At 73.8% G+C, this 17,861-nt stretch carries 18 protein-coding genes; 1 reads left to right on the top strand and 17 read right to left on the bottom strand.

What is annotated here, in order from left to right:
- Nucleotides 1-80 precede the first annotated feature (80 nt).
- From QSK22_RS04825 to QSK22_RS04805, 5 genes are all read right to left on the bottom strand, one after another.
- Complete coding sequence (locus QSK22_RS04825; protein ID WP_285492710.1) at nucleotides 81-1,913, bottom strand: phosphoenolpyruvate carboxykinase (GTP); 1,833 nt, start codon at nucleotides 1,911-1,913, stop codon at nucleotides 81-83.
- A gap of 177 nt (nucleotides 1,914-2,090) precedes the next feature.
- Entirely contained in the window at nucleotides 2,091-3,197 is a 1,107-nt protein-coding gene (locus QSK22_RS04820) for an ABC transporter ATP-binding protein (protein WP_285492709.1), read from the bottom strand.
- Nucleotides 3,194-4,030, bottom strand: coding sequence for an ABC transporter permease (locus QSK22_RS04815; RefSeq protein WP_502872270.1), 837 nt, complete (start codon nucleotides 4,028-4,030; stop codon nucleotides 3,194-3,196). Before QSK22_RS04815 ends, QSK22_RS04820 begins: the two co-directional genes overlap by 4 nt.
- Entirely contained in the window at nucleotides 4,027-4,830 is an 804-nt protein-coding gene (gene modA / locus QSK22_RS04810) for a molybdate ABC transporter substrate-binding protein (RefSeq protein WP_502872269.1), read from the bottom strand. Before modA ends, QSK22_RS04815 begins: the two co-directional genes overlap by 4 nt.
- 38 nt (nucleotides 4,831-4,868) lie before the next feature.
- Nucleotides 4,869-5,276: a TOBE domain-containing protein gene (locus QSK22_RS04805; protein WP_285492708.1), complete on the bottom strand. Its 408-nt coding sequence runs from the start codon at nucleotides 5,274-5,276 to the stop codon at nucleotides 4,869-4,871.
- Nucleotides 5,277-5,582: 306 nt separating this feature from the next.
- Here QSK22_RS04805 and QSK22_RS04800 point away from each other — a divergent pair, with 306 nt between their 5' ends.
- Nucleotides 5,583-6,371, top strand: a complete 789-nt coding sequence (locus QSK22_RS04800; RefSeq protein WP_285492707.1) for a hypothetical protein — start codon at nucleotides 5,583-5,585, stop codon at nucleotides 6,369-6,371.
- Nucleotides 6,372-6,470: 99 nt separating this feature from the next.
- On the opposite strand, the gene QSK22_RS04795 is transcribed toward QSK22_RS04800, so the two are convergent.
- The 12 genes from QSK22_RS04795 to pyrG all read right to left on the bottom strand — a co-directional run bounded on the left by QSK22_RS04795 (nucleotide 6,471) and on the right by pyrG (nucleotide 17,597).
- Nucleotides 6,471-6,674 carry a hypothetical protein gene (locus QSK22_RS04795; RefSeq protein WP_285492706.1) on the bottom strand — a complete coding sequence of 68 codons (204 nt, stop codon included), beginning with the start codon at nucleotides 6,672-6,674 and terminating at the stop codon, nucleotides 6,471-6,473.
- 49 nt (nucleotides 6,675-6,723) lie between these two features.
- Complete coding sequence (der, locus tag QSK22_RS04790) at nucleotides 6,724-8,106, bottom strand: ribosome biogenesis GTPase Der (RefSeq protein WP_285492705.1); 1,383 nt, start codon at nucleotides 8,104-8,106, stop codon at nucleotides 6,724-6,726.
- 110 nt (nucleotides 8,107-8,216) lie between these two features.
- Complete coding sequence (cmk, locus tag QSK22_RS04785; RefSeq protein ID WP_285492704.1) at nucleotides 8,217-8,879, bottom strand: (d)CMP kinase; 663 nt, start codon at nucleotides 8,877-8,879, stop codon at nucleotides 8,217-8,219.
- A gap of 166 nt (nucleotides 8,880-9,045) precedes the next feature.
- On the bottom strand, nucleotides 9,046-10,158 hold the full coding sequence (locus QSK22_RS04780) for a prephenate dehydrogenase (RefSeq protein ID WP_285492703.1): 1,113 nt from the start codon (nucleotides 10,156-10,158) through the stop codon (nucleotides 9,046-9,048).
- 94 nt (nucleotides 10,159-10,252) lie between these two features.
- Nucleotides 10,253-10,615 (bottom strand): chorismate mutase, encoded by a 363-nt coding sequence (gene aroH, locus QSK22_RS04775; RefSeq protein ID WP_285492702.1) that lies wholly within the window; start codon nucleotides 10,613-10,615, stop codon nucleotides 10,253-10,255.
- A gap of 11 nt (nucleotides 10,616-10,626) precedes the next feature.
- Nucleotides 10,627-11,358, bottom strand: coding sequence for a pseudouridine synthase (locus QSK22_RS04770; protein WP_285492701.1), 732 nt, complete (start codon nucleotides 11,356-11,358; stop codon nucleotides 10,627-10,629).
- On the bottom strand, nucleotides 11,355-12,032 hold the full coding sequence (gene scpB / locus QSK22_RS04765) for an SMC-Scp complex subunit ScpB (RefSeq protein WP_285492700.1): 678 nt from the start codon (nucleotides 12,030-12,032) through the stop codon (nucleotides 11,355-11,357). Before scpB ends, QSK22_RS04770 begins: the two co-directional genes overlap by 4 nt.
- Nucleotides 12,025-12,876, bottom strand: coding sequence for a segregation and condensation protein A (locus QSK22_RS04760; RefSeq protein WP_285492699.1), 852 nt, complete (start codon nucleotides 12,874-12,876; stop codon nucleotides 12,025-12,027). Before QSK22_RS04760 ends, scpB begins: the two co-directional genes overlap by 8 nt.
- 95 nt (nucleotides 12,877-12,971) lie before the next feature.
- Complete coding sequence (locus QSK22_RS04755; RefSeq protein ID WP_285492919.1) at nucleotides 12,972-13,850, bottom strand: ParA family protein; 879 nt, start codon at nucleotides 13,848-13,850, stop codon at nucleotides 12,972-12,974.
- Nucleotides 13,851-14,031: 181 nt separating this feature from the next.
- Nucleotides 14,032-14,940, bottom strand: a complete 909-nt coding sequence (gene xerD / locus QSK22_RS04750) for a site-specific tyrosine recombinase XerD (RefSeq protein WP_285492697.1) — start codon at nucleotides 14,938-14,940, stop codon at nucleotides 14,032-14,034.
- A gap of 321 nt (nucleotides 14,941-15,261) precedes the next feature.
- Nucleotides 15,262-15,918, bottom strand: a complete 657-nt coding sequence (locus QSK22_RS04745; RefSeq protein WP_285492696.1) for an NUDIX domain-containing protein — start codon at nucleotides 15,916-15,918, stop codon at nucleotides 15,262-15,264.
- Nucleotides 15,915-17,597 (bottom strand): CTP synthase, encoded by a 1,683-nt coding sequence (pyrG, locus tag QSK22_RS04740; protein WP_285492695.1) that lies wholly within the window; start codon nucleotides 17,595-17,597, stop codon nucleotides 15,915-15,917. The genes QSK22_RS04745 and pyrG overlap by 4 nt, the downstream gene beginning before the upstream one ends.
- Nucleotides 17,598-17,861: the final 264 nt, after the last annotated feature.

Genomic DNA, 17,861 nt, shown 5'->3' with positions numbered 1-17,861 from the left:
ACCGGGGGTGTGACCTCGCTGCCGGCGTCCTGCGCCCGCCGCGTTCCCGGGACCCTGGGCGGGGCGGCGGGCAGCGGACGTCACTCGCCGAGGCGGTGCTTCAGGGCGCGGTACTCGTCCCACAGCTCCTTGGGCAGGTGGTCGCCGAAGGTCTCGAAGAACGCCGGGACCAGGTCGGCCTCCTGCTTCCACACCTCGCGGTCGACGCTGAGCAGCAGGTCCAGGGCGGCGTCGTCCAGGTCCAGGCCCTCGGTGTCCAGCGACTCGCGGGTGGGCAGGTGGCCGATCGGGGACTTGACCGCGTCGGCCCGGCCGTTGAGCCGGTCGACGATCCACTTGAGGACCCGGCTGTTCTCGCCGAAGCCCGGCCAGATGAACTTGCCGTCGGCGTCCTTGCGGAACCAGTTGACGTAGTAGATGCGCGGCAGCTTCTCGGGCTCGGTGGAGCGGCCGATCTTCAGCCAGTGGCCGAAGTAGTCGCCCATGTTGTAGCCGCAGAACGGCAGCATGGCGAACGGGTCGCGGCGCAGCTCGCCGACGGTGCCCTCGGCCGCGGCGGTCTTCTCCGAGGCCACGTTGGCGCCCAGGAACACCCCGTGCTGCCAGTCGAACGACTCGATGACCAGCGGCACGGCGGTGGCGCGGCGGCCGCCGAACAGGATCGCCGAGATCGGCACGCCCTTGGGGTCCTCCCACTCCGGCGCGATGATCGGGCACTGCCCGGCCGGGGTGGTGAAGCGGGCGTTCGGGTGCGCCGCCGGGGTGTCCGAGTCGGGCGTCCAGTCGTTGCCCCGCCAGTCGGTCAGGTGCGCGGGCGGCTCCTCGGTCAGGCCCTCCCACCACACGTCGCCGTCGTCGGTGAGCGCGACGTTGGTAAAGATGCTGTTGCCCCACAGCGTCTTGACGGCGTTGGCGTTGGTGCCCTCGCCGGTGCCGGGGGCGACGCCGAAGAACCCGGCCTCGGGGTTGATCGCGTACAGCCGGCCGTCCTCGCCGAAGCGCATCCAGGCGATGTCGTCGCCGATCGTCTCGACCTTCCAGCCCGGGATGGTGGGCTGCAGCATGGCCAGGTTCGTCTTGCCGCAGGCGGACGGGAATGCGGCGGCGACGTAGCGGACCTCGCCGTCCGGCGGGGTCAGCTTGAGGATCAGCATGTGCTCGGCCAGCCAGCCCTCGTCGCGGGCCATGGTGGAGGCGATGCGCAGCGCGTAGCACTTCTTGCCCAGCAGCGCGTTGCCGCCGTAGCCGGACCCGTAGGACCAGATCTCCCGGGTCTCGGGGAAGTGCGAGATGTACTTGGTGCTGTTGCACGGCCAGGGCACGTCCTTCTGGCCGGGCTCCAGCGGCGCGCCGACCGAGTGGACGCACTTGACGAACGAGCGGCGCTCCTCGATCAGCCGCAGCGCCTCGGTGCCCATCCGCGTCATGATCCGCATCGACACCGCGACGTACGGCGAGTCGGTGATCTCCACCCCGAGCTGGGAGATGTTGCCGCCGAGCGGCCCCATGCAGAACGGCACCACGTACATGGTGCGGCCGCGCATGCAGCCGTCGAACAGCTCCCGGAAGGTGGCGCGCATCTCGTCCGGGGCGATCCAGTTGTTGGTGGGACCGGCGTCCTCCTCCTTTTCGGAGCAGATGAAGGTGCGGTCCTCGACGCGGGCCACGTCGCTGGGATCGGAGGCGGCGTAGAAGCTGTTGGGCCGCTTGGCGGGATTGAGCCGTTTGAAGGTGCCCTGTTCGACGAGAAGGTCGGTCAGGCGCTCCCATTCCGCGTCCGAGCCGTCACACCATTCGATCCGATCGGGACGGGTGAGCTCGGCGATCCCGCGCACCCAGTCAATCAGCTCGCGGTGACTGGTCGGGGCCTGGTCCGGGCCGGTGGCCGAGGACGCGGTGACCTGGTGGGACACGGGCTACTCCTTCAGCAGTTCGCAGGATCTCTGCATCATGAACAAACCCGCACGTTTTTTCCATTTGGTCTGGACCACTTGCAGCGGGTCGGGTGCGACAGACCTACCCATTTGTGACCGAAATCACCGGTCAGGACCGATGGAAAGCGCTTCCATCACGCCGCCGGATGCGAAGGATCAAGCCGGGTAAACCCGAGTTTCGGTCGCCTTCAAGGACGCCCAAACCGCGCTGCCCGGGGCCAATTCGAGTTCGGCGACGGCGGCCGGCGTCACATCGGCGGCCGCGGCGAGCGGCGGCCCGTCGAGGCGCACGCGCACGCGGTCGCCCTGCCGCTCCACCGCCGCCACCCGCGCCCGCCACACGTTGCGGGGGCTGCCCTCGGGGCGGGACCGGTACAACGCGACCGCTGCCGGCTCAAAAGCCAGGAAAACCTCTCCTTGGAGATGGTCAACCGTGTCCAGCACCATGCCGCCGCCGTCCCCGTCCCCGATCCGCACCGAGGTGCCCTCGGCACGGCCCCGGTAGAGGTTGAGCCCCACCAGGCGCGCCACGTACTCGGTGCGGGGATGCCGGGCCACGTCGGCGGGGCGCCCCTGCTGCACCGGCCGCCCGTTCTCCAGCACCACCAGCCGGCCGGCCAGCACCATCGCGTCCAGCGGGTCGTGCGTCACCAGCACGGCCGCGCCCTCGAACCCCTCCAGGCGGCGCCGCAGCGCGGACCGGATCTCCAGCCGGGTGTGGGCGTCCAGCGCCGACAGCGGCTCGTCCAGCAGCAGCAGGCTCGGCCCCACGGCCAGGGCGCGCGCCAGCGCCACCCGCTGGGCCTGGCCCCCCGACAGCTGCCGCGGCCGCGCCGAGGCGTACTCGGCCAGACCGACCTGCTCCAGCCACTGCGCGGCGACGCGCCGCGCCTCGCGCTTGCGCATGCCCTGGCAGCGCAGCCCGAACGCGACGTTCTCCAAGGCGCTCAGATGCGGGAACAGCAGGTAGTCCTGGAACACCATGCCGATGCCGCGCCGCTCCGGCGGCAGCGGGCGCAGGTCCCTGCCGTCCACGCGGATGTGCCCGCCCGCCGTCGGGACGAGCCCGGCCAGCGCGCGCAGCGCGGTGCTCTTGCCCGCCCCGTTGGGCCCCAGCAGGGCCACCACCTCGCCGGGCCCGGCCGTCAGCCCGAGGTCCAGCTCGAAGCCGCCGCGCCGCACCACCAGCCGCGCGTCGAGCCCGCTGCGGCCGGCGTCCCCCTCCCGCCGGTACGGCGTCACCGGTGCGCCGGGACGGCTCATGCGTTCACCCACCGGTCGCGCAGGGCGGCCAGGACGATCACCGACACCGCCAGCAGCACCAGGCTCAGCACGATCGCCGCCTGCGGGTCGGTCTCCAGGGCCAGGTAGACGGCCAGCGGCATGGTCTGGGTGCGGCCGGGGAAGTTGCCCGCGAACGTGATGGTCGCGCCGAACTCGCCCAGCGCCCGCGCCCAGCACAGGATGGCGCCCGCCAGCACGCCCGGGGCGACCAGCGGCAGCGTCACCCGGCGGAACGTCGTCCAGCGGGTGGCGCCCAGCGTGGCCGCCGCCTCCTCGTAGCGCAGGTCGGCGGCGCGCAGCGCGCCCTCCACGCTGATCACCAGGAACGGCATCGCCACGAACGTCTCGGCGAGCACCACGCCGGCGGTGGTGAACGGCAGCGTGATGCCGAACGCCTCGTCCAGCCACCGCCCGACCAGCCCGCGGCGCCCCAGCGCCAGCAGCAGCGCCACACCGCCGACCACGGGCGGCAGCACCAGCGGGACGGTCACCAGGGCCCGCACGAGCCGGGCGCCGGGGAACGGCACGCGCGCCAGCAGCCACGCCAGCGGCACGCCCAGCACCAGGCACACGCCGGTGGCGGCGGTCGCGCTGACCAGCGACAGCCGCAGCGCCTCCAGCACCTGCGGCTCGGCCAGGCGGGTGCCCAGCGTCGACCACGGCGTGCGCACCAGCAGCCCGGCCAGCGGCAGCACCAGGAACGCCAGGCCGAGCAGCGCGGGCAGCACCAGCATCCACGGCGGCCGCCCCAGCCCGCGGTCGCGGTCCGGCCCGGCCGCGGGGGGCCGGGCGGTGCCGGGCGGCCGGGTCACGGCGCCTCGAACCCCGCCCGGGTCAGCACCGTGCGGCCCTGCTGCGACAGCACCAGCCCGACGAACTCCTTGGCCAGGGCGGGCTGCGGCGCCTCGGCCAGCGGCGCGATCGGGTAGTCGTTGACCGCCTTGGCCGACTCGGCGAACTCCACGCCCTTCACCTGACCGGACGCGGCCCGCACGTCGGTGCGGTAGACCAGTCCGGCGTCGGCCTCGCCCATCCGGACCTTGGTGAGCACGGCCTTGACGTCCTGCTCGCGCGACACCGGCGTGACCTTCACGCCGGCCGCCTGCAGCGCCTTGTCGGCGGCGGAGCCGCACGGCACCTGGGTGGCGCACAGCACGACCTTCAGCCCGCGGTCGGCCAGGTCGGACAGCCCCTTGACCTTGCTCTCGCCGCTCCCGGAGACGGCGATGACCAGCCGGTTCCTGGCGAACACCGTCGGCTGCCCGGACGCGGCGCCCCGGTCGGTGACGGTCTTCATCGTGGTGGTGTTGGCGGCGGCGAACACGTCCGCCGGGGCGCCCTGGACGATCTGCTGCGCGAGGGTGGAGCTGCCGCCGAAGTTGAACCGCACCTTCACGCCCGGATGCGAGCTCTCGAACGTCTTGCCCAGCGAGGTGAACGTCTCGGTGAGGGACGCCGCGGCGAACACCGTGAGGGTCTTGCCGCCCTTGTCGGCGCCCGCGGAGGCACTGCCGCCGTCGTCGACGTCGCCGCAGCCGGACAGGGCCAGTGCGGCGGCGGCCAGCAGGGCCGGCGCCGCGGCCGGGATGGGGAGGCGCTTCATCACGGTCATGGGGTCCTCTCGTGTTGGCCGAGCCGGTACGGGCGGGCTCAGCCGAGGTCGGGCAGTTCGACGACGACGTTGGTGGACTTCACGACGGCCTCGGCGACCACCCCGACCTCCAGGGCCAGTTCGTCGGCCGCCTCCCGGCTCATCAGCGACACCACGCGGAACGGACCGGCCTGCATCTCCACCTGGGCCATCACCCCGTCCCGGCGCACGTCGGTGACGATGCCGCGCATCCGGTTGCGTGCGGAGGAGAACCGCTCCCCCGGCTCGCCGTCGCCCCCGCGCCGCCCCTGCTCGCGGACGAACGCGGCGAGCTCGGCGCCGGGGACGCGACGGTGCCCGTGCTCGTCGCGGACGGCCGACAGCCGCCCGCCGTCCACCCAGCGGCGGACCGTGTCCGCGCTGACCCCCAGCAGCGCGGCCGCCTCACTGATCCGGAACATCGTCACGCGGCAAGCGTAGCCCGCGGCAGATGCCAAGGGAATATGGCGGTTCTCACCGCATTTGCGGGACCTTTTTCCCTATCTCTCTCGCAGATGCGATGGTGAGGCGTAGCCGTTCCCGGTCCCGGGGGGCCCGCCCGCCGCGGCAGGCGGGCGGCGCGCGACGACGACGCCCTCGCCGCCCACGATCACTTCCCCGCAATGCCGTCCCTTTTGTGGGGCTTACATGCCAAATGACGTGCTTGGGGGCGGGTCTTACGGGTAGAGGGGGTCCGACACGCACATCACGGTTAGCCCGGTCAGGAGGAGATCATGACTGGGACCATGCGGGCTCCGCGGACCCGGGGCCTCCTCAGCGGCGCCCTTCTCGTGCTGCTGGGCCTGTGGGGCGCGCTGCTGCCGTTCGTCGGCCCCTACGCCCACTTCGGCTTCGCACCCGACGAGCCCTGGGTGTACACCGCGGCGCGGCTGCAACTGAGCGTGCTGCCCGGGATCGCCACGGTCATCGGCGGGCTGGTCCTGCTCGTCAGCGCCAACCGCGCGGCCGCGATGTTCGGGGCCTGGCTGGCCGCCCTCGCCGGCGCCTGGTTCGTCGTGGGCCACACGCTCGGAGCGCTCTGGGGCCTCGGCACCGCCGGCGCGCCCCTCGGAACGTCCACCGCCCAGCGCGTGACCGAGCAGATCGCGGGGTTCAGCGGCCTCGGCGTGGTGACCGTGTTCCTCTCCGCGTTCGCCCTGGGCCGCTTCGCCGTGGTCGGCGTGCGGGAGACCCGGCGGGCCGCGAAGACCGCGGCCGCTCGCGAAGCCGCCCGCGGCGCCCCGGCACGGCCCGGCGCAGGCCCGGCTCAGCCGGCCGTTCCGCCCCGCGGACGCTACGGCCGGACGTCCGGAACCGGACCACCGCCGAGCCCGGGCGGCGCGCCGCCCGCCTACGGACCCCCGGGACAGCAGGCGCCCAGACCCGGCGCGCCCGGACGCAGCACACCCGGATCCGGCACACCCGGCCCCGGCGCGCCCGGGCCGGAAGGCGCGGGCCCGGCGCCCGCCGAACGGCACGACGAGCGGGTCGCCGGTGAACGCCGCGACCGGCCCCACCCCTGACCCGGCGGGCGCGCCGCGCGCCGGGCACGAGCAACCGCTCCGTGCGGGACGTCCGCGCTCCCCGCACGGAGCGGCGCCACGCCCCCGGCGGCCGCGCCGTCAGCGGTCGCGGGCGCGCATGTTGCGGACGGTCTTGGTGGGCTCGTAGGCGCGCTTCTCGTCGTCCACCGGGACGTCGTCGCGGTCGGTGAACATCGCCGCGAAGGCGACCAGGAGGCCGACGGCGCCGAGCCACGGCTCGCGCCAGGCGAAGCCGAGCGCCGCGCAGCCCGCCGCGCACCCGAGCAACAGCAGGAACCTCACCCGCAAAAGAGAACATGTTCTCGTCGCCTCGTCAACGAGAACATGTCCCTCACTTGCGCTTGCCGCGCTTCTCCCGGATGCGCATCGTGATGTCGATGGGCGTGCCGGCGAAGCCGAACTCCTCGCGCAGGCGCCGTTCGATGAACCGGCGGTAGCCCTCCTCCAAAAACCCGGTGGTGAACAGCACGAACTTGGGCGGCCGCACGCTCGGCTGGGTGGCGAACAGCACCCGGGGCTGCCTGCCGCCCCGGATCGGGTGCGGGTGCGCGGCCACCAGGTCGGTGAAGAACTGGTTGAGCTTGGACGTGGGCACGCGGGTGCCCCAGCCCTCCAGCGCCGTGTCCAGGGCGGGCACCAGCTTGTCCACGTGCCGCCCGGTGCGGGCGGAGATGTTGACGCGCGGCGCCCACCGGGCGTTGTGCATCTGCCGGTCGATCTCGCGTTCGAGGTAGTGGCGGCGCTCCTCGTCCAGCAGGTCCCACTTGTTGTAGGCGATCACCAGGGCCCGGCCGGACTCGATCACCATCGACACGATCCGCAGGTCCTGCTCGGCCAGCGGCTCGGACGCGTCGATCAGCACCACCGCCACCTCGGCCCGCTCCAGCGCCGACTGGGTGCGCAGCGTGGCGTAGAAGTCGGCGCCCTGGTTCTCCCGGTGGCGCCGCCGGATGCCCGCGGTGTCGATGAACCGCCACTCGCGGCCGCCCAGCTCGATCAGCTCGTCCACCGGGTCGCGGGTGGTGCCGGCGACCGAGTCGACCACGGCGCGCTTCTCCCCCGCCAGCTGGTTGAGCAGGCTGGACTTGCCGACGTTGGGGCGGCCCAGCAGCGCCACCCGCCGCGGCCCCCCGGCCGCGGCGAACGTCTCGGGCGGCGGCTCGGCTGGCAGCGCGTCCAGCACCGCGTCCAGCAGGTCGCCGCTGCCGCGGCCGTGCAGGGCGCTGACCGGGTGCGGCTCGCCGATGCCCAGCGACCACAGCATGGCCGCGTCGGCCTCGGTGGCCACGTCGTCCACCTTGTTGGCGACCAGCACCACCGGCTTGCCGGAGCGGCGCAGGATGTCCACCACGGCCTCGTCGACGTCGGTGGCGCCCACCGTCGCGTCCACCACGAACATCACCACGTCGGCCAGGTCGACCGCCAGCCGCGCCTGCTCGGCGATCGCGGCGGCCAGGCCGGAGGCGTCCGGCAGCCAGCCGCCGGTGTCGACGACGGTGAAGCGGCGGCCGCTCCAGTTGGCCTCGTAGGCGACGCGGTCGCGGGTCACGCCCGGCACGTCCTCCACGACCGCCTCCCGGCGGCCCAGAATCCGGTTGACCAGGGTCGACTTGCCCACGTTGGGACGGCCCACCACGGCCACGACCGGGGGCGGCGCCGCCTCCCGGTCCGCGGCCGCCGGGCCGTCCACCGTCTCGATCTCGTATTCGCTCACTGTCTTCCGCTCGCCTCCGGGGCGCCGCGCGCGGCGCCGGCCGCCCTCCTCGTCGTCCGCTCCGCGGACCGCACCCGTGCCCGGCCGTGCGGCCCGGCCGTGCGGCCCGGTTAGGACGCGTCCTTCGCCAGCCGCACGACCTTCTCGATCACCTCGTCCAGGGTCAGCTCGGTCGAGTCGATCTCGTGCGCGTCCGGGGCCTTGGTCAGCGGCGAGGCAGCCCGGGTGGAGTCGAGCCGGTCGCGGCGGGCCTGCTCGGCGCGCGTCACCGTCACCGTGGCGGCGGGGTCGTCGGCCAGGTCCTTGGCGCGGCGGGCCGCCCGGGCCTCCTCGCTGGCCGTCAGGAAGATCTTGACGGGCGCGTCGGGCGCCACCACGGTGCCGATGTCGCGTCCCTCCACGACGATGCCGCCCGCGCCGATGATCTCGCGCTGCAGCGCCACCAGCCGCTCGCGCACCTGCGGCACGGCGCTGACCGCGCTGACCGCGTTGGTCACCTCGCGGGTGCGGATCGGGCCGGACACGTCCGTGCCGTCCACCGCGATGGTGGGCGCGTCGGGGTCGGTGCCGGACTCGATCACCGGCTCCCCGGCGCGGGCCGCGACCGCCTCGGCGTCCTCCACCGGCACGCCCGCCCGCAGCATCCACCAGGTCATGGCGCGGTACATCGCGCCGGTGTCGAGGTAGCGCAGCCCGAGCGCGCGGGCCACGCCCTTGGAGGCGCTGGACTTGCCCGACCCCGAGGGGCCGTCCATGGCGATGACGAGCGGCACGATCGCTCCCTTTCCGTGATGCGGCGGCTTGCCCGCGGGTTTCCGCGGCGGGCGCGCGGACGGCCCCGGGGGGTGCCGGGGGCCGTGTTCCCCCGTCGCGTCAGCGTACCCGTGTGCGCGGCCCCGTCGGGCCCGCTGCGGGCCGCCGCGGACGCCTCGGGAGGCGCTATGCCAGGCCGGGGACCGACCAGCCGCGCGAACGCAGTTCCTCGGCCAGCTTCTGGGCGGCCTCGGGCTTGACCGAGATCTCCAGCACGCCCAGCGGGCGGCCCGGGGAGTGCTCGATCGAGACGTCCTCGATGTTGACCCCGGCCACGCCCGCCGCCTGGAAGATCATGGCCAGCTCGCCGGGGCGGTCGGGGATGACCACCTGCACCGTGGCGTACGCCGACGGGGCGCCGCCGTGCTTGCCGGGGATGCGCGAGCGGCCCGCGTTGCCGCGCAGCAGCAGGTCGGCGACGTGGGTGGCGGCCTGCTCGCTGCCGTCGCGCAGCAGCGAGGCCGCCACGGCCAGATCGGTGGCCACGGCCTCCAGCACGTCGGCGACGGGGGCGGCGTTGCCGGTCAGGATGCCGATCCACAGCCGCGGGTCGCCGGCGGCGATGCGGGTGACGTCCCGCAGGCCCTGCCCGGCCAGGCCGAGCGTCATGTCGTCGGCGCCGGTCAGCCGGGCGGCGACCGCGGCCGACACCACGTGCGGGGCGTGCGAGACCAGCGCGACGGCGCGGTCGTGCTCCTCGGCGTCGACGGTGACCGGCTCGGCGCCGCACGCCCGGGCCAGCGCGGCCACCGCCTCGACGGCCTCCGGCGCCGCCTCGGCCGGCGGGCACAGCGCCCAGGAGCGGCCGAGGAACAGGTCGGCACGGGCCGCCGCCGGGCCGGAGCGCTCCCGCCCGGCCATCGGATGGCCCGGCACGAACGCGCCCAGGTCGCAGCCCAGGTCGCGCGCCTGCCGCAGCGGCAGCGCCTTGACGCTGGCCACGTCGGTGTAGACCTTGGCCAGCCCGCGCTTCTGCGCGTCCGCCAGGGTGACGGCCACGGCGGCGGGCGGGACGGCCAGCACCGCCAGGTCGGCGGGCCCCGCGCCGGGGTCGGCGGGGCCGTCGCCGTCCGGCAGGGCCGTGCCCGCGCCCAGCTCTACGGCCATCGCCAGCGCGGCGGCGTCGCGGTCGGCCAACTGCACCTCGGCGCCGCGTTCGCGCATGGCCAGGGCGATCGAGGTGCCGATCAGCCCGGCCCCGATCACCACGATCCGCCGTGGAAAGCCCTCTTCAGCCACGCGACAAGGGTAGCGGCCCCGGGTGCACCGCCGTGCCGCGCCGCGGAACCGCACGCCCCGCCCGGCCCGGCGTGCCCGTCCTGTCGCGCCGGGCTCACTGCGCGATGTCGAGCCGCAGCGCGGCCGCGCCGCGCAGGTACACGTGCTGGATCTGCGAGCGGGGACGGTCGGTCTCCACGTGCGCCATCAGCCGGATCACCCGGGGCAGCGCATGCGGCACGCCGATCTCGCTGGCGCACAGCAGCGGGACCTCGTGGAAGCCCAGCTTGCGCGCCGCCAGCGCCGGGAACTCGCCGGTCAGGTCGGGCGTCGCGGTGAAGATCACACTGATGACGTCGTCGGTCGTCAGCGCGTTGCGCGTCATCACCTCGGTCACCAGCTCGGTGGTGGCCGCCAGGATCTGGTCCCGGTCGTCGGCGTCCACCTGCGTCGCCCCGCGGATCGCGCGTACCGCCACGTTCACACCTCCTACAGGCCCACGGCCTTGTACAGCTCGCCGATCTCCCGGACCGTCAGCGCCCGGAGTGTGCCGGGACGCAGCTGGCCGAGTTTGATCGGCCCGAACTCGACGCGGGCCAGCTGCTGCACGGGGAACCCGACCTGCTTGAGCATCCGCCGCACGATGTGCTTGCGGCCCTCGTGCAGGGCGATCTCCACCAGCACCCGCTTGCCCACCTGGTCGAACACCCGGAACCGGTCGGCCTTGGCGAGCCCGTCCTCCAGCGCGACGCCGGCCTTCAGCCGCCGCCCCAGGTCCCGCGGGATCGGCCCGTGGATCTCGGCCAGGTAGGTCTTCTGCACGCCGTAGCTGGGGTGCATGAGGCGGTGCGCCAGCTCCCCGTCGTTGGTGAGCAGGATCAACCCCTCGGTGTCGGTGTCCAGGCGGCCGACGTGGAACAGCCGCTCGGGCACGTCCACGAAGTCGGCCAGCGATTTGCGGCCCCGCTCGTCGGACATGGTGCTGACCACGCCGCGCGGCTTGTTGACGGCGTAGTAGCGCATCTCGGCGCGGGTCTCCACGCGCCGGCCGTCGACGTGGATGACGTCGCGTTCGGGGTCCACGCGCTCACCGAAGCGGAACACCTTCCGGCCGTTGACGCTGACACGGCCCTCGCCGATCAGCTCCTCGCAGTGGCGGCGGCTGCCGATTCCGGCGTCGGCGAGCACCTTCTGCAACCGTACGCCCTGGTTGTCGGTCACTTTTCCTCAACTGTGTCGTCTGGCAGGTCTTCGGGGAGGTAGGGGGCGAGGTCGGGCAGCTCGTCCAGGCTGCGCAACCCCAGCCGCTCCAAGAAGTACCCCGTGGTCCGGTACAGGTTCGCGTGCGACTCGGGGTCCTGGCCCGCCTCCTCGATCAGCCCCCGCAGCAGCAGCGTGCGGATCACCCCGTCGCTGTTGACGCCGCGGATCGCCGAGACGCGGGCCCGGCTCACCGGCTGGCGGTAGGCCACCACCGCCAGGGTCTCCAGCGCCGCCTGGGTGAGGCGGGCCTGCTGACCGTCGGTGACGAACCGCTCGACCACCGGGGCGCACACGTCCCGAGTGTAGAAACGCCAGCCCCCTGCCACCTCCCGAAGGTCGAACCCGCGGCCCTGGGCGGTGTATTCCGCAGACAGCTCCCGCAGCGTGGCGGCGATCTCCTGGCGGGGGCGCTCCAGCAGCTGGGCGAGCGTGACCTCGCTCACCGGCTCGTCCACCACCAGCAGGATCGCCTCGATCGAGGCGCGCAGCCCCGGGCCCTGGTCCTCCGCGGACGGGGCGGGGCCTGCGTCCCCGGGCGGCGCGTCCCCGGGCGCGTCCTCAGCCGGCGGGGGCGGCGGGGCGGGTTCGTCGGGGACGCCCTCGGGGGCGTCCTCGCGGGGCGGTTCAGTCATCGGTCTTGTCTTTCTCCGGCTCCCGGGAGCCTTCGTAGTCGTCGCCGACGACGACGTCGCCGTCGTCGGTCCCGGTCCAGGTGATGTGCAGCTCGCCCAGCGGCTCGGCCTGCTCGAACGCGACCGCCTTCTCGCGGTACAGCTCCAGCAGCGCCAGGAACCGCGCGACCACCTCGAAGGTGCCCGCGCAGTCCTCGGTGAGCACGCGGAAGGTGGTGGCGCGCAGCTCGCGCAGCCGCTCCACCACGATCGCGGCCTGCTCGCGGACGCTGGCCTTGGGCTGGTACATGTGCTCGACCGAGACGGTCGGGGGCGCCTTGGGGGTGAGGGCCTTGGCGGCCAGGCGGGCGAACTCGGCGGGCCCGAGCCCCAGCAGCACCTCCGGCAGCAGGTTGGCGAAGCGGGGCTCCATCGGCACCATGCGCGGGTACCGCCGCCCCTGCTCGGCCATCCGGCCCGCCAGGAACCGGGCGACCTCCTTGAACGCCCGGTACTGCAGCAGCCGCGCGAACAGCATGTCGCGGGCCTCCAGCAGGGCCAGGTCCTCCTCGTCGTCGACCTCGCCGGTCGGCAGCAGCCGGGCCGCCTTGAGGTCCAGCAGGGTGGCGGCGACCAGCAGGAAGTGGCTGGCCTGGTCCAGGTCCCAGTCCTTGCCGTGCGAGCGGATGTGGGCGATGAAGTCGTCGGTGACCTTGGCCAGCGACACCTCGGTGATGTCCAGCTTGTGCTTGGAGATCAGGCCGAGCAGCAGGTCGAACGGGCCCTCGAAGTTGTCCAGGTGAACGCGGAAGCCACGGCCCTCCTCGGCCTGCGGCTCCTGCGACGTCCGGTCCACCTCGCTCACGGTAGCGGAGTCGGGACGCGGCCGCGTCCACCGGCCGCGGCGGACGTCCGGGCAGGCGGGGGCACGTCCTCACTCCCGGGAGCGAGGACGGGGCGTCACCTGGCGGCGGCCTCGGCCGCGGCCCAGCGCTGCAGCACCTCGCGGGCCAGGCTGCGGTAGGCGTTGGCGCCCATCGAGGTCGGGTCGAAGTAGGTGATCGGCTCGCCCGCGACGGTGGCGTCGGGGAACCGCACCGTGCGGTTGATGACGGTGTGGAACACCTTGTCGCCGAACGCCTCGACGATGCGGCCGAGCACCTCGCGGGTGTGCAGGGTGCGCGAGTCGTACATGGTGCCGAGCACCCCGTCGATCTGCAGCTCGGAGTTGATGCGCGACTGGACCTTGTCGATGGTCTCCATCAGCAGCGCCACGCCCCGCATCGCGAAGTACTCGCACTCCAGCGGGATCAGCACGCCCTGGCTGGCGGCCAGCGCGTTGACGGTGAGCAGGCCGAGCGACGGCTGGCAGTCGATGAGGATGTAGTCGTAGTGCGACACCGCCGACTTCAGCGCGCCCGCCAGGATGTACTCGCGCCCCACCTCGTGCACCAGCTGGACCTCGGCGCCGGACAGGTCGATGTTGCTGGGCAGCAGGTCCATGCCGTCGACGCCGGTGTCGATGACGACGTCCTCCCACTCGGTGTCGTGCTCCAGCAGGAGGTTGTAGATCGTCATGTCGAGCTGGCGCGGATCGCCCTTGCCCAGCCCGACCGACAGCGCGCCCTGCGGGTCGAAGTCCACCAGCAGCACGCGGCGGCCGTACTCGGCCAGCGCGGCGCCGAGGTTGATGGTGGTGGTGGTCTTGCCGACCCCGCCCTTCTGGTTGCAGATCGACACCACGCGGGCCGGTCCGTGCTCGTCCAGCGGCTCGGGCTCGGGGAAGTTGGGCACCGGCCGCTGCGTCGGTCCGAGGGCAAGAGTCGGATCGGTCTCAATGGTGGCGGAGGACAGGACGCCCCCCGCAGCCTCTGTGCTGGTCACCAGATCCCTCCCCGGGCGGCCCGGTAAATGCCATCCAGGTCCGGGACTCTAGGGGTTGACACGGCGCCTCTCAAGCCGACGCGCGCCAATGGGCGTGTTTTGTCTGGCCCCGATACGTCCTGTTCATCCGCCGGCCTCATCCGCGGGCGCGGGGGTGTGACGTGGCGTACACCTCGCGCAGCATCTGCACGGTGACGAGCGTGTAGACCTGCGTGGTGGTCACCGACGCGTGCCCCAGCAGCTCCTGCACCACCCGCACGTCCGCGCCGCCGTCGAGCAGGTGCGTGGCGAACGAGTGCCGCAGTGTGTGCGGGGACACGTTCTTCAGGTCGGCGCGTTCGGCGGCGGCGCGCAGCACCATCCAGGCGCCCTGCCGCGACAGCCGCCCGCCGCGCGCGTTCAGAAACAGCGCGGGGCCGCCGCGTCCCGCCGCGCTCAGCTCGGGGCGGGCCCGCACCAGGTACGCCTCGACGGCGCGCCGGGCGTAGTCGCCGATCGGCACCACGCGGGTCTTGCCGCCCTTGCCGCGCACGCGGGCGATCCCCTCGTCCAGGTCCAGGTCGTCGACGTCCAGGCCGACGGCCTCGGAGATGCGCACGCCCGACCCGTACAGCAGCTCCAGCAGCGCCCGGTCGCGCAGCCCGCGCGCGGTGGCGTCGCCGCCGGGGCCCGCGGCCGCGGCCAGCAGCCGTTCGACGTCGTCGATGGAGATGGCCTTGGGCAGCCGCCGCGGCGGCGTGGGCGGGCGGACGTCGCGGGCCGGGTCGCCGGGGGCCAGCCCCTCGCGCAGCGCGAAGCGGTGCAGCCCGCGCACGGCCACCACCGCGCGGGCCGCCGACCCGGCCGACAGCGGCGGGTGGTCGGCGTCGCCCTCGCGCAGCCCGACCAGGAACGCGCGCACGTCGTCCTCGCCGACCTGGTCGATGGCGGTGCGGCCGCGGGCGGTCAGCACCGCCAGGTAGCGGCGCAGGTCGCGGCGGTAGGAGCTGAGGGTGTTGGCGGCCAGGCCCCGTTCCACGGCCAGGTGCCCCAGGTAGGTGAGCACGGCCGAGCGCAGCGCGGACGCGCCGCCGTCCGGGCCGCCGTCGGGACCGAGGGCGCCGTCGAGGTCGTCGGCGGCGCCCTGTCCGGCGGGCTGCCCGGCAGGCCGCGGTGCGTCGCGCCGTGCGCCGTCCTGTCCGGCTCCAGGGGGCGCGGCGTTCCGGCCGGGCGTGCTCGGTGACAGTGCGGACCTCTTCCGGGCGGGATGACCGACAGGGACCTGCCCATCATGCCGCCTCCGACGGCGCCGCGAGACCCGATCGACACGCCGCCGGGCCGCATGTCGCGCCCGCCCGCGCCGCGGTCGGCCCCGCGGGGCGCCCGGTCAGTCCTCGGGGGCGTCGACGGGGCGCAGGTCGCGGAAGCCGCGCGCCCGCGCCGCCTGCACGGCCAGCACGCCCAGCGAGGCGATCATGTTGTGGATCTCCCCGGCCAGCACCTTGCGGACCGCCTCGTCCAGCGGCACCCACACCACCGGCATGTCGGCCTCCTCGTGCACCCGCTCGAAGCCGATCTCCTCGGCGGGCACCTCGGTGAGGTCGCGGGCCAGGAAGATGCGGATCCGCTCGTCGGACATGCCGGGGGACGGCAGCACGTCGGCCAGGGTGTCCCAGCGGCCGGCGCGGCACCCGGCCTCCTCCAGCAGCTCGCGCTCGGCCAGCTCGTGCAGCGGCTCGCCGGGCACGTCACGCAGCCCGGCGGGCGCCTCCCACAGCAGCCGGCCCACCGGGTGCCGGTACTGGCGCAGCAGCAGCACCCGGTCGGCGTCGTCGAGCGCGATGACGCCGACCGAGCCGGGATGCTCCACGACGTCCCGCTGGGCGATCTCCATGCGGTCGCCGTTGGGCATGCGGACGCGGTCGCGGCGCACCCGGATCACGTGCCCGCGGTACTCCTCGTCGCTGCCGACGACCTCCCACCGCTCGGGCCGGTCGCGCACGTCGTCCGGGCCGAGCCGGGCGCCGCCGGAGCCGCCGGTCACGGGGCGGTCACCGCGTCCGCGCGGCCCCGCGCGGCGGCGTAGTCCAGCGCCGCGGAGATCAGGCCGGCGAACAGCGGGTGCGGATGGGTCGGGCGGGACCGGAACTCCGGGTGCGCCTGCGTGCCGACGAAGAACGGGTGCGCCTCGCGCGGCAGCTCCACGTACTCCACCAGGCGGCCGTCCGGCGACAGCCCGGAGAAGACCAGCCCGGCCCGCTCCAGCCGCTCGCGGTAGGCGTTGTTGACCTCGTAGCGGTGCCGGTGCCGCTCGGCCGCCTTGGCCTCCCCGTACAGCTCGCGCACGATCGAGCCCTCGGCCAGGTCGGCCGGGTACAGGCCGAGGCGCATCGTGCCGCCCATGTCGCGCTCGCCGGCGACCACGTCGACCTGGTCGGCCATGGTCGCCACCACCGGGTGCGGGGTGGCCGGGTCGAACTCGGCGCTGCCCGCGTCGGCCAGCCCGGCCAGCGACCGGGCCGCCTCGATCACCATGCACTGCAGGCCCAGGCAGATGCCCAGCAGCGGGATGCGGTTCTCCCGGGCGTGCCGCACCGCGCCGATCTTGCCCTCGATGCCGCGCACGCCGAACCCGCCGGGGATCAGCACGCCGTCGACGCCGTCCAGCTCGCGGCCGGCGCCCTCGGGGGTCTCGCAGTCGTCGCTCTTGACCCAGCGGATGTTGACGCGCGCGTCGTTGCCGAACCCGCCGTGCCGCAGCGCCTCGGTCACCGACAGGTACGCGTCGGGCAGGTCGATGTACTTGCCGACCAGCGCGATGGTGACCTCGCGGGCGGGCCGGTGCACCCGGCGCAGCAGCTCGTCCCAGGCGCCCCAGTCGACGTCGCGGAACGGCAGCCCCAGCCGGCGCACCACGTAGGCGTCCAGGCCCTCGGCGTGCAGGACCTTGGGGATGTCGTAGATGCTGGCGGCGTCCACCGCCGACACCACGGCCTCGCGGTCGACGTCGCACATCAGGCTGATCTTGTTGCGCAGCCCGTCGGTGATCGGCCGGTCCGAGCGGCACACGATCGCGTCGGGCTGGATGCCGATGGAGCGCAGCGCCGACACCGAGTGCTGGGTCGGCTTGGTCTTCAGCTCCCCGGACGGGCCGATGTAGGGCAGCAGCGACACGTGCAGGAAGAAGCAGTTCTCCCGGCCGATCTCGTGCCGGATCTGCCGCACCGCCTCCAGGAACGGCAGCGACTCGATGTCGCCGACCGTGCCGCCGACCTCGGTGATGACGATGTCGACGTCGCCGTCGGCCATGCCGCGGATGCGGTCCTTGATCTCGTTGGTGATGTGCGGGATCACCTGCACGGTGTCGCCGAGGTACTCGCCGCGCCGCTCCTTGGCGATCACGTTGGAGTAGACCTGGCCGGTGGTGACGTTGGCCGAGCCGTGCAGTTCGGTGTCGAGGAAGCGTTCGTAGTGCCCGATGTCCAGGTCGGTCTCGGCGCCGTCGTCGGTCACGAAGACCTCGCCGTGCTGGAACGGGTTCATGGTGCCGGGGTCGACGTTGAGGTACGGGTCCAGCTTCTGCATGGTGACCCGCAGGCCCCGCAGGGCCAGAAGCCGCCCCAGGCTCGACGCCGTCAGTCCCTTGCCGAGGCTGGAGGCGACACCGCCGGTGACGAACAGATGCTTGGTAGGACGTGATCTACCAGTGGCTGCCGATGGCAAGAAGGGGCTCCCGTGGTCGCTGCTGAGGCGGCGTTCATCGCGTGTTCATCGCAAGATGTCCACCGCACTGTCCACGGGCCACCAGGATATCAGCCGCGCGTGCCACCGCCGTCCAGGACGCGTGCCCGGACCCGCCCGCGGCCCGCGGTCGAAAAGGAAGGCCCCCGCCCGTGGCCGATCCCGGCCTCGGGACGGGGGCACCGCCGTCGATCCGGCGACCGGAACGCGGACCGGACCCGGCCGCGGCGTCCGCGGCCCTCGACC

The organism is Actinomadura sp. NBRC 104425, assembly GCF_030269545.1.
GTDB classification, from domain to species: Bacteria; Actinomycetota; Actinomycetes; order Streptosporangiales; family Streptosporangiaceae; genus Spirillospora; species Spirillospora keratinilytica.
The sequence above is the reverse complement of the archived record's forward strand: the minus strand, read 5'-3'. Positions and strand labels throughout refer to the sequence as shown.

What these genes read in the sequence shown, in the direction of transcription:
- QSK22_RS04820 (WP_285492709.1), bottom strand. Translation starts at nt 3,197, where the DNA reads ATGAGCCGTCCCGGCGCACCGGTGACGCCGTACCGGCGGGAGGGGGAC.
- modA (WP_502872269.1), bottom strand. Translation starts at nt 4,830, where the DNA reads ATGACCGTGATGAAGCGCCTCCCCATCCCGGCCGCGGCGCCGGCCCTG.
- QSK22_RS04800 (WP_285492707.1), top strand. Translation starts at nt 5,583, where the DNA reads ATGACTGGGACCATGCGGGCTCCGCGGACCCGGGGCCTCCTCAGCGGC.
- scpB (WP_285492700.1), bottom strand. Translation starts at nt 12,032, where the DNA reads ATGACTGAACCGCCCCGCGAGGACGCCCCCGAGGGCGTCCCCGACGAA.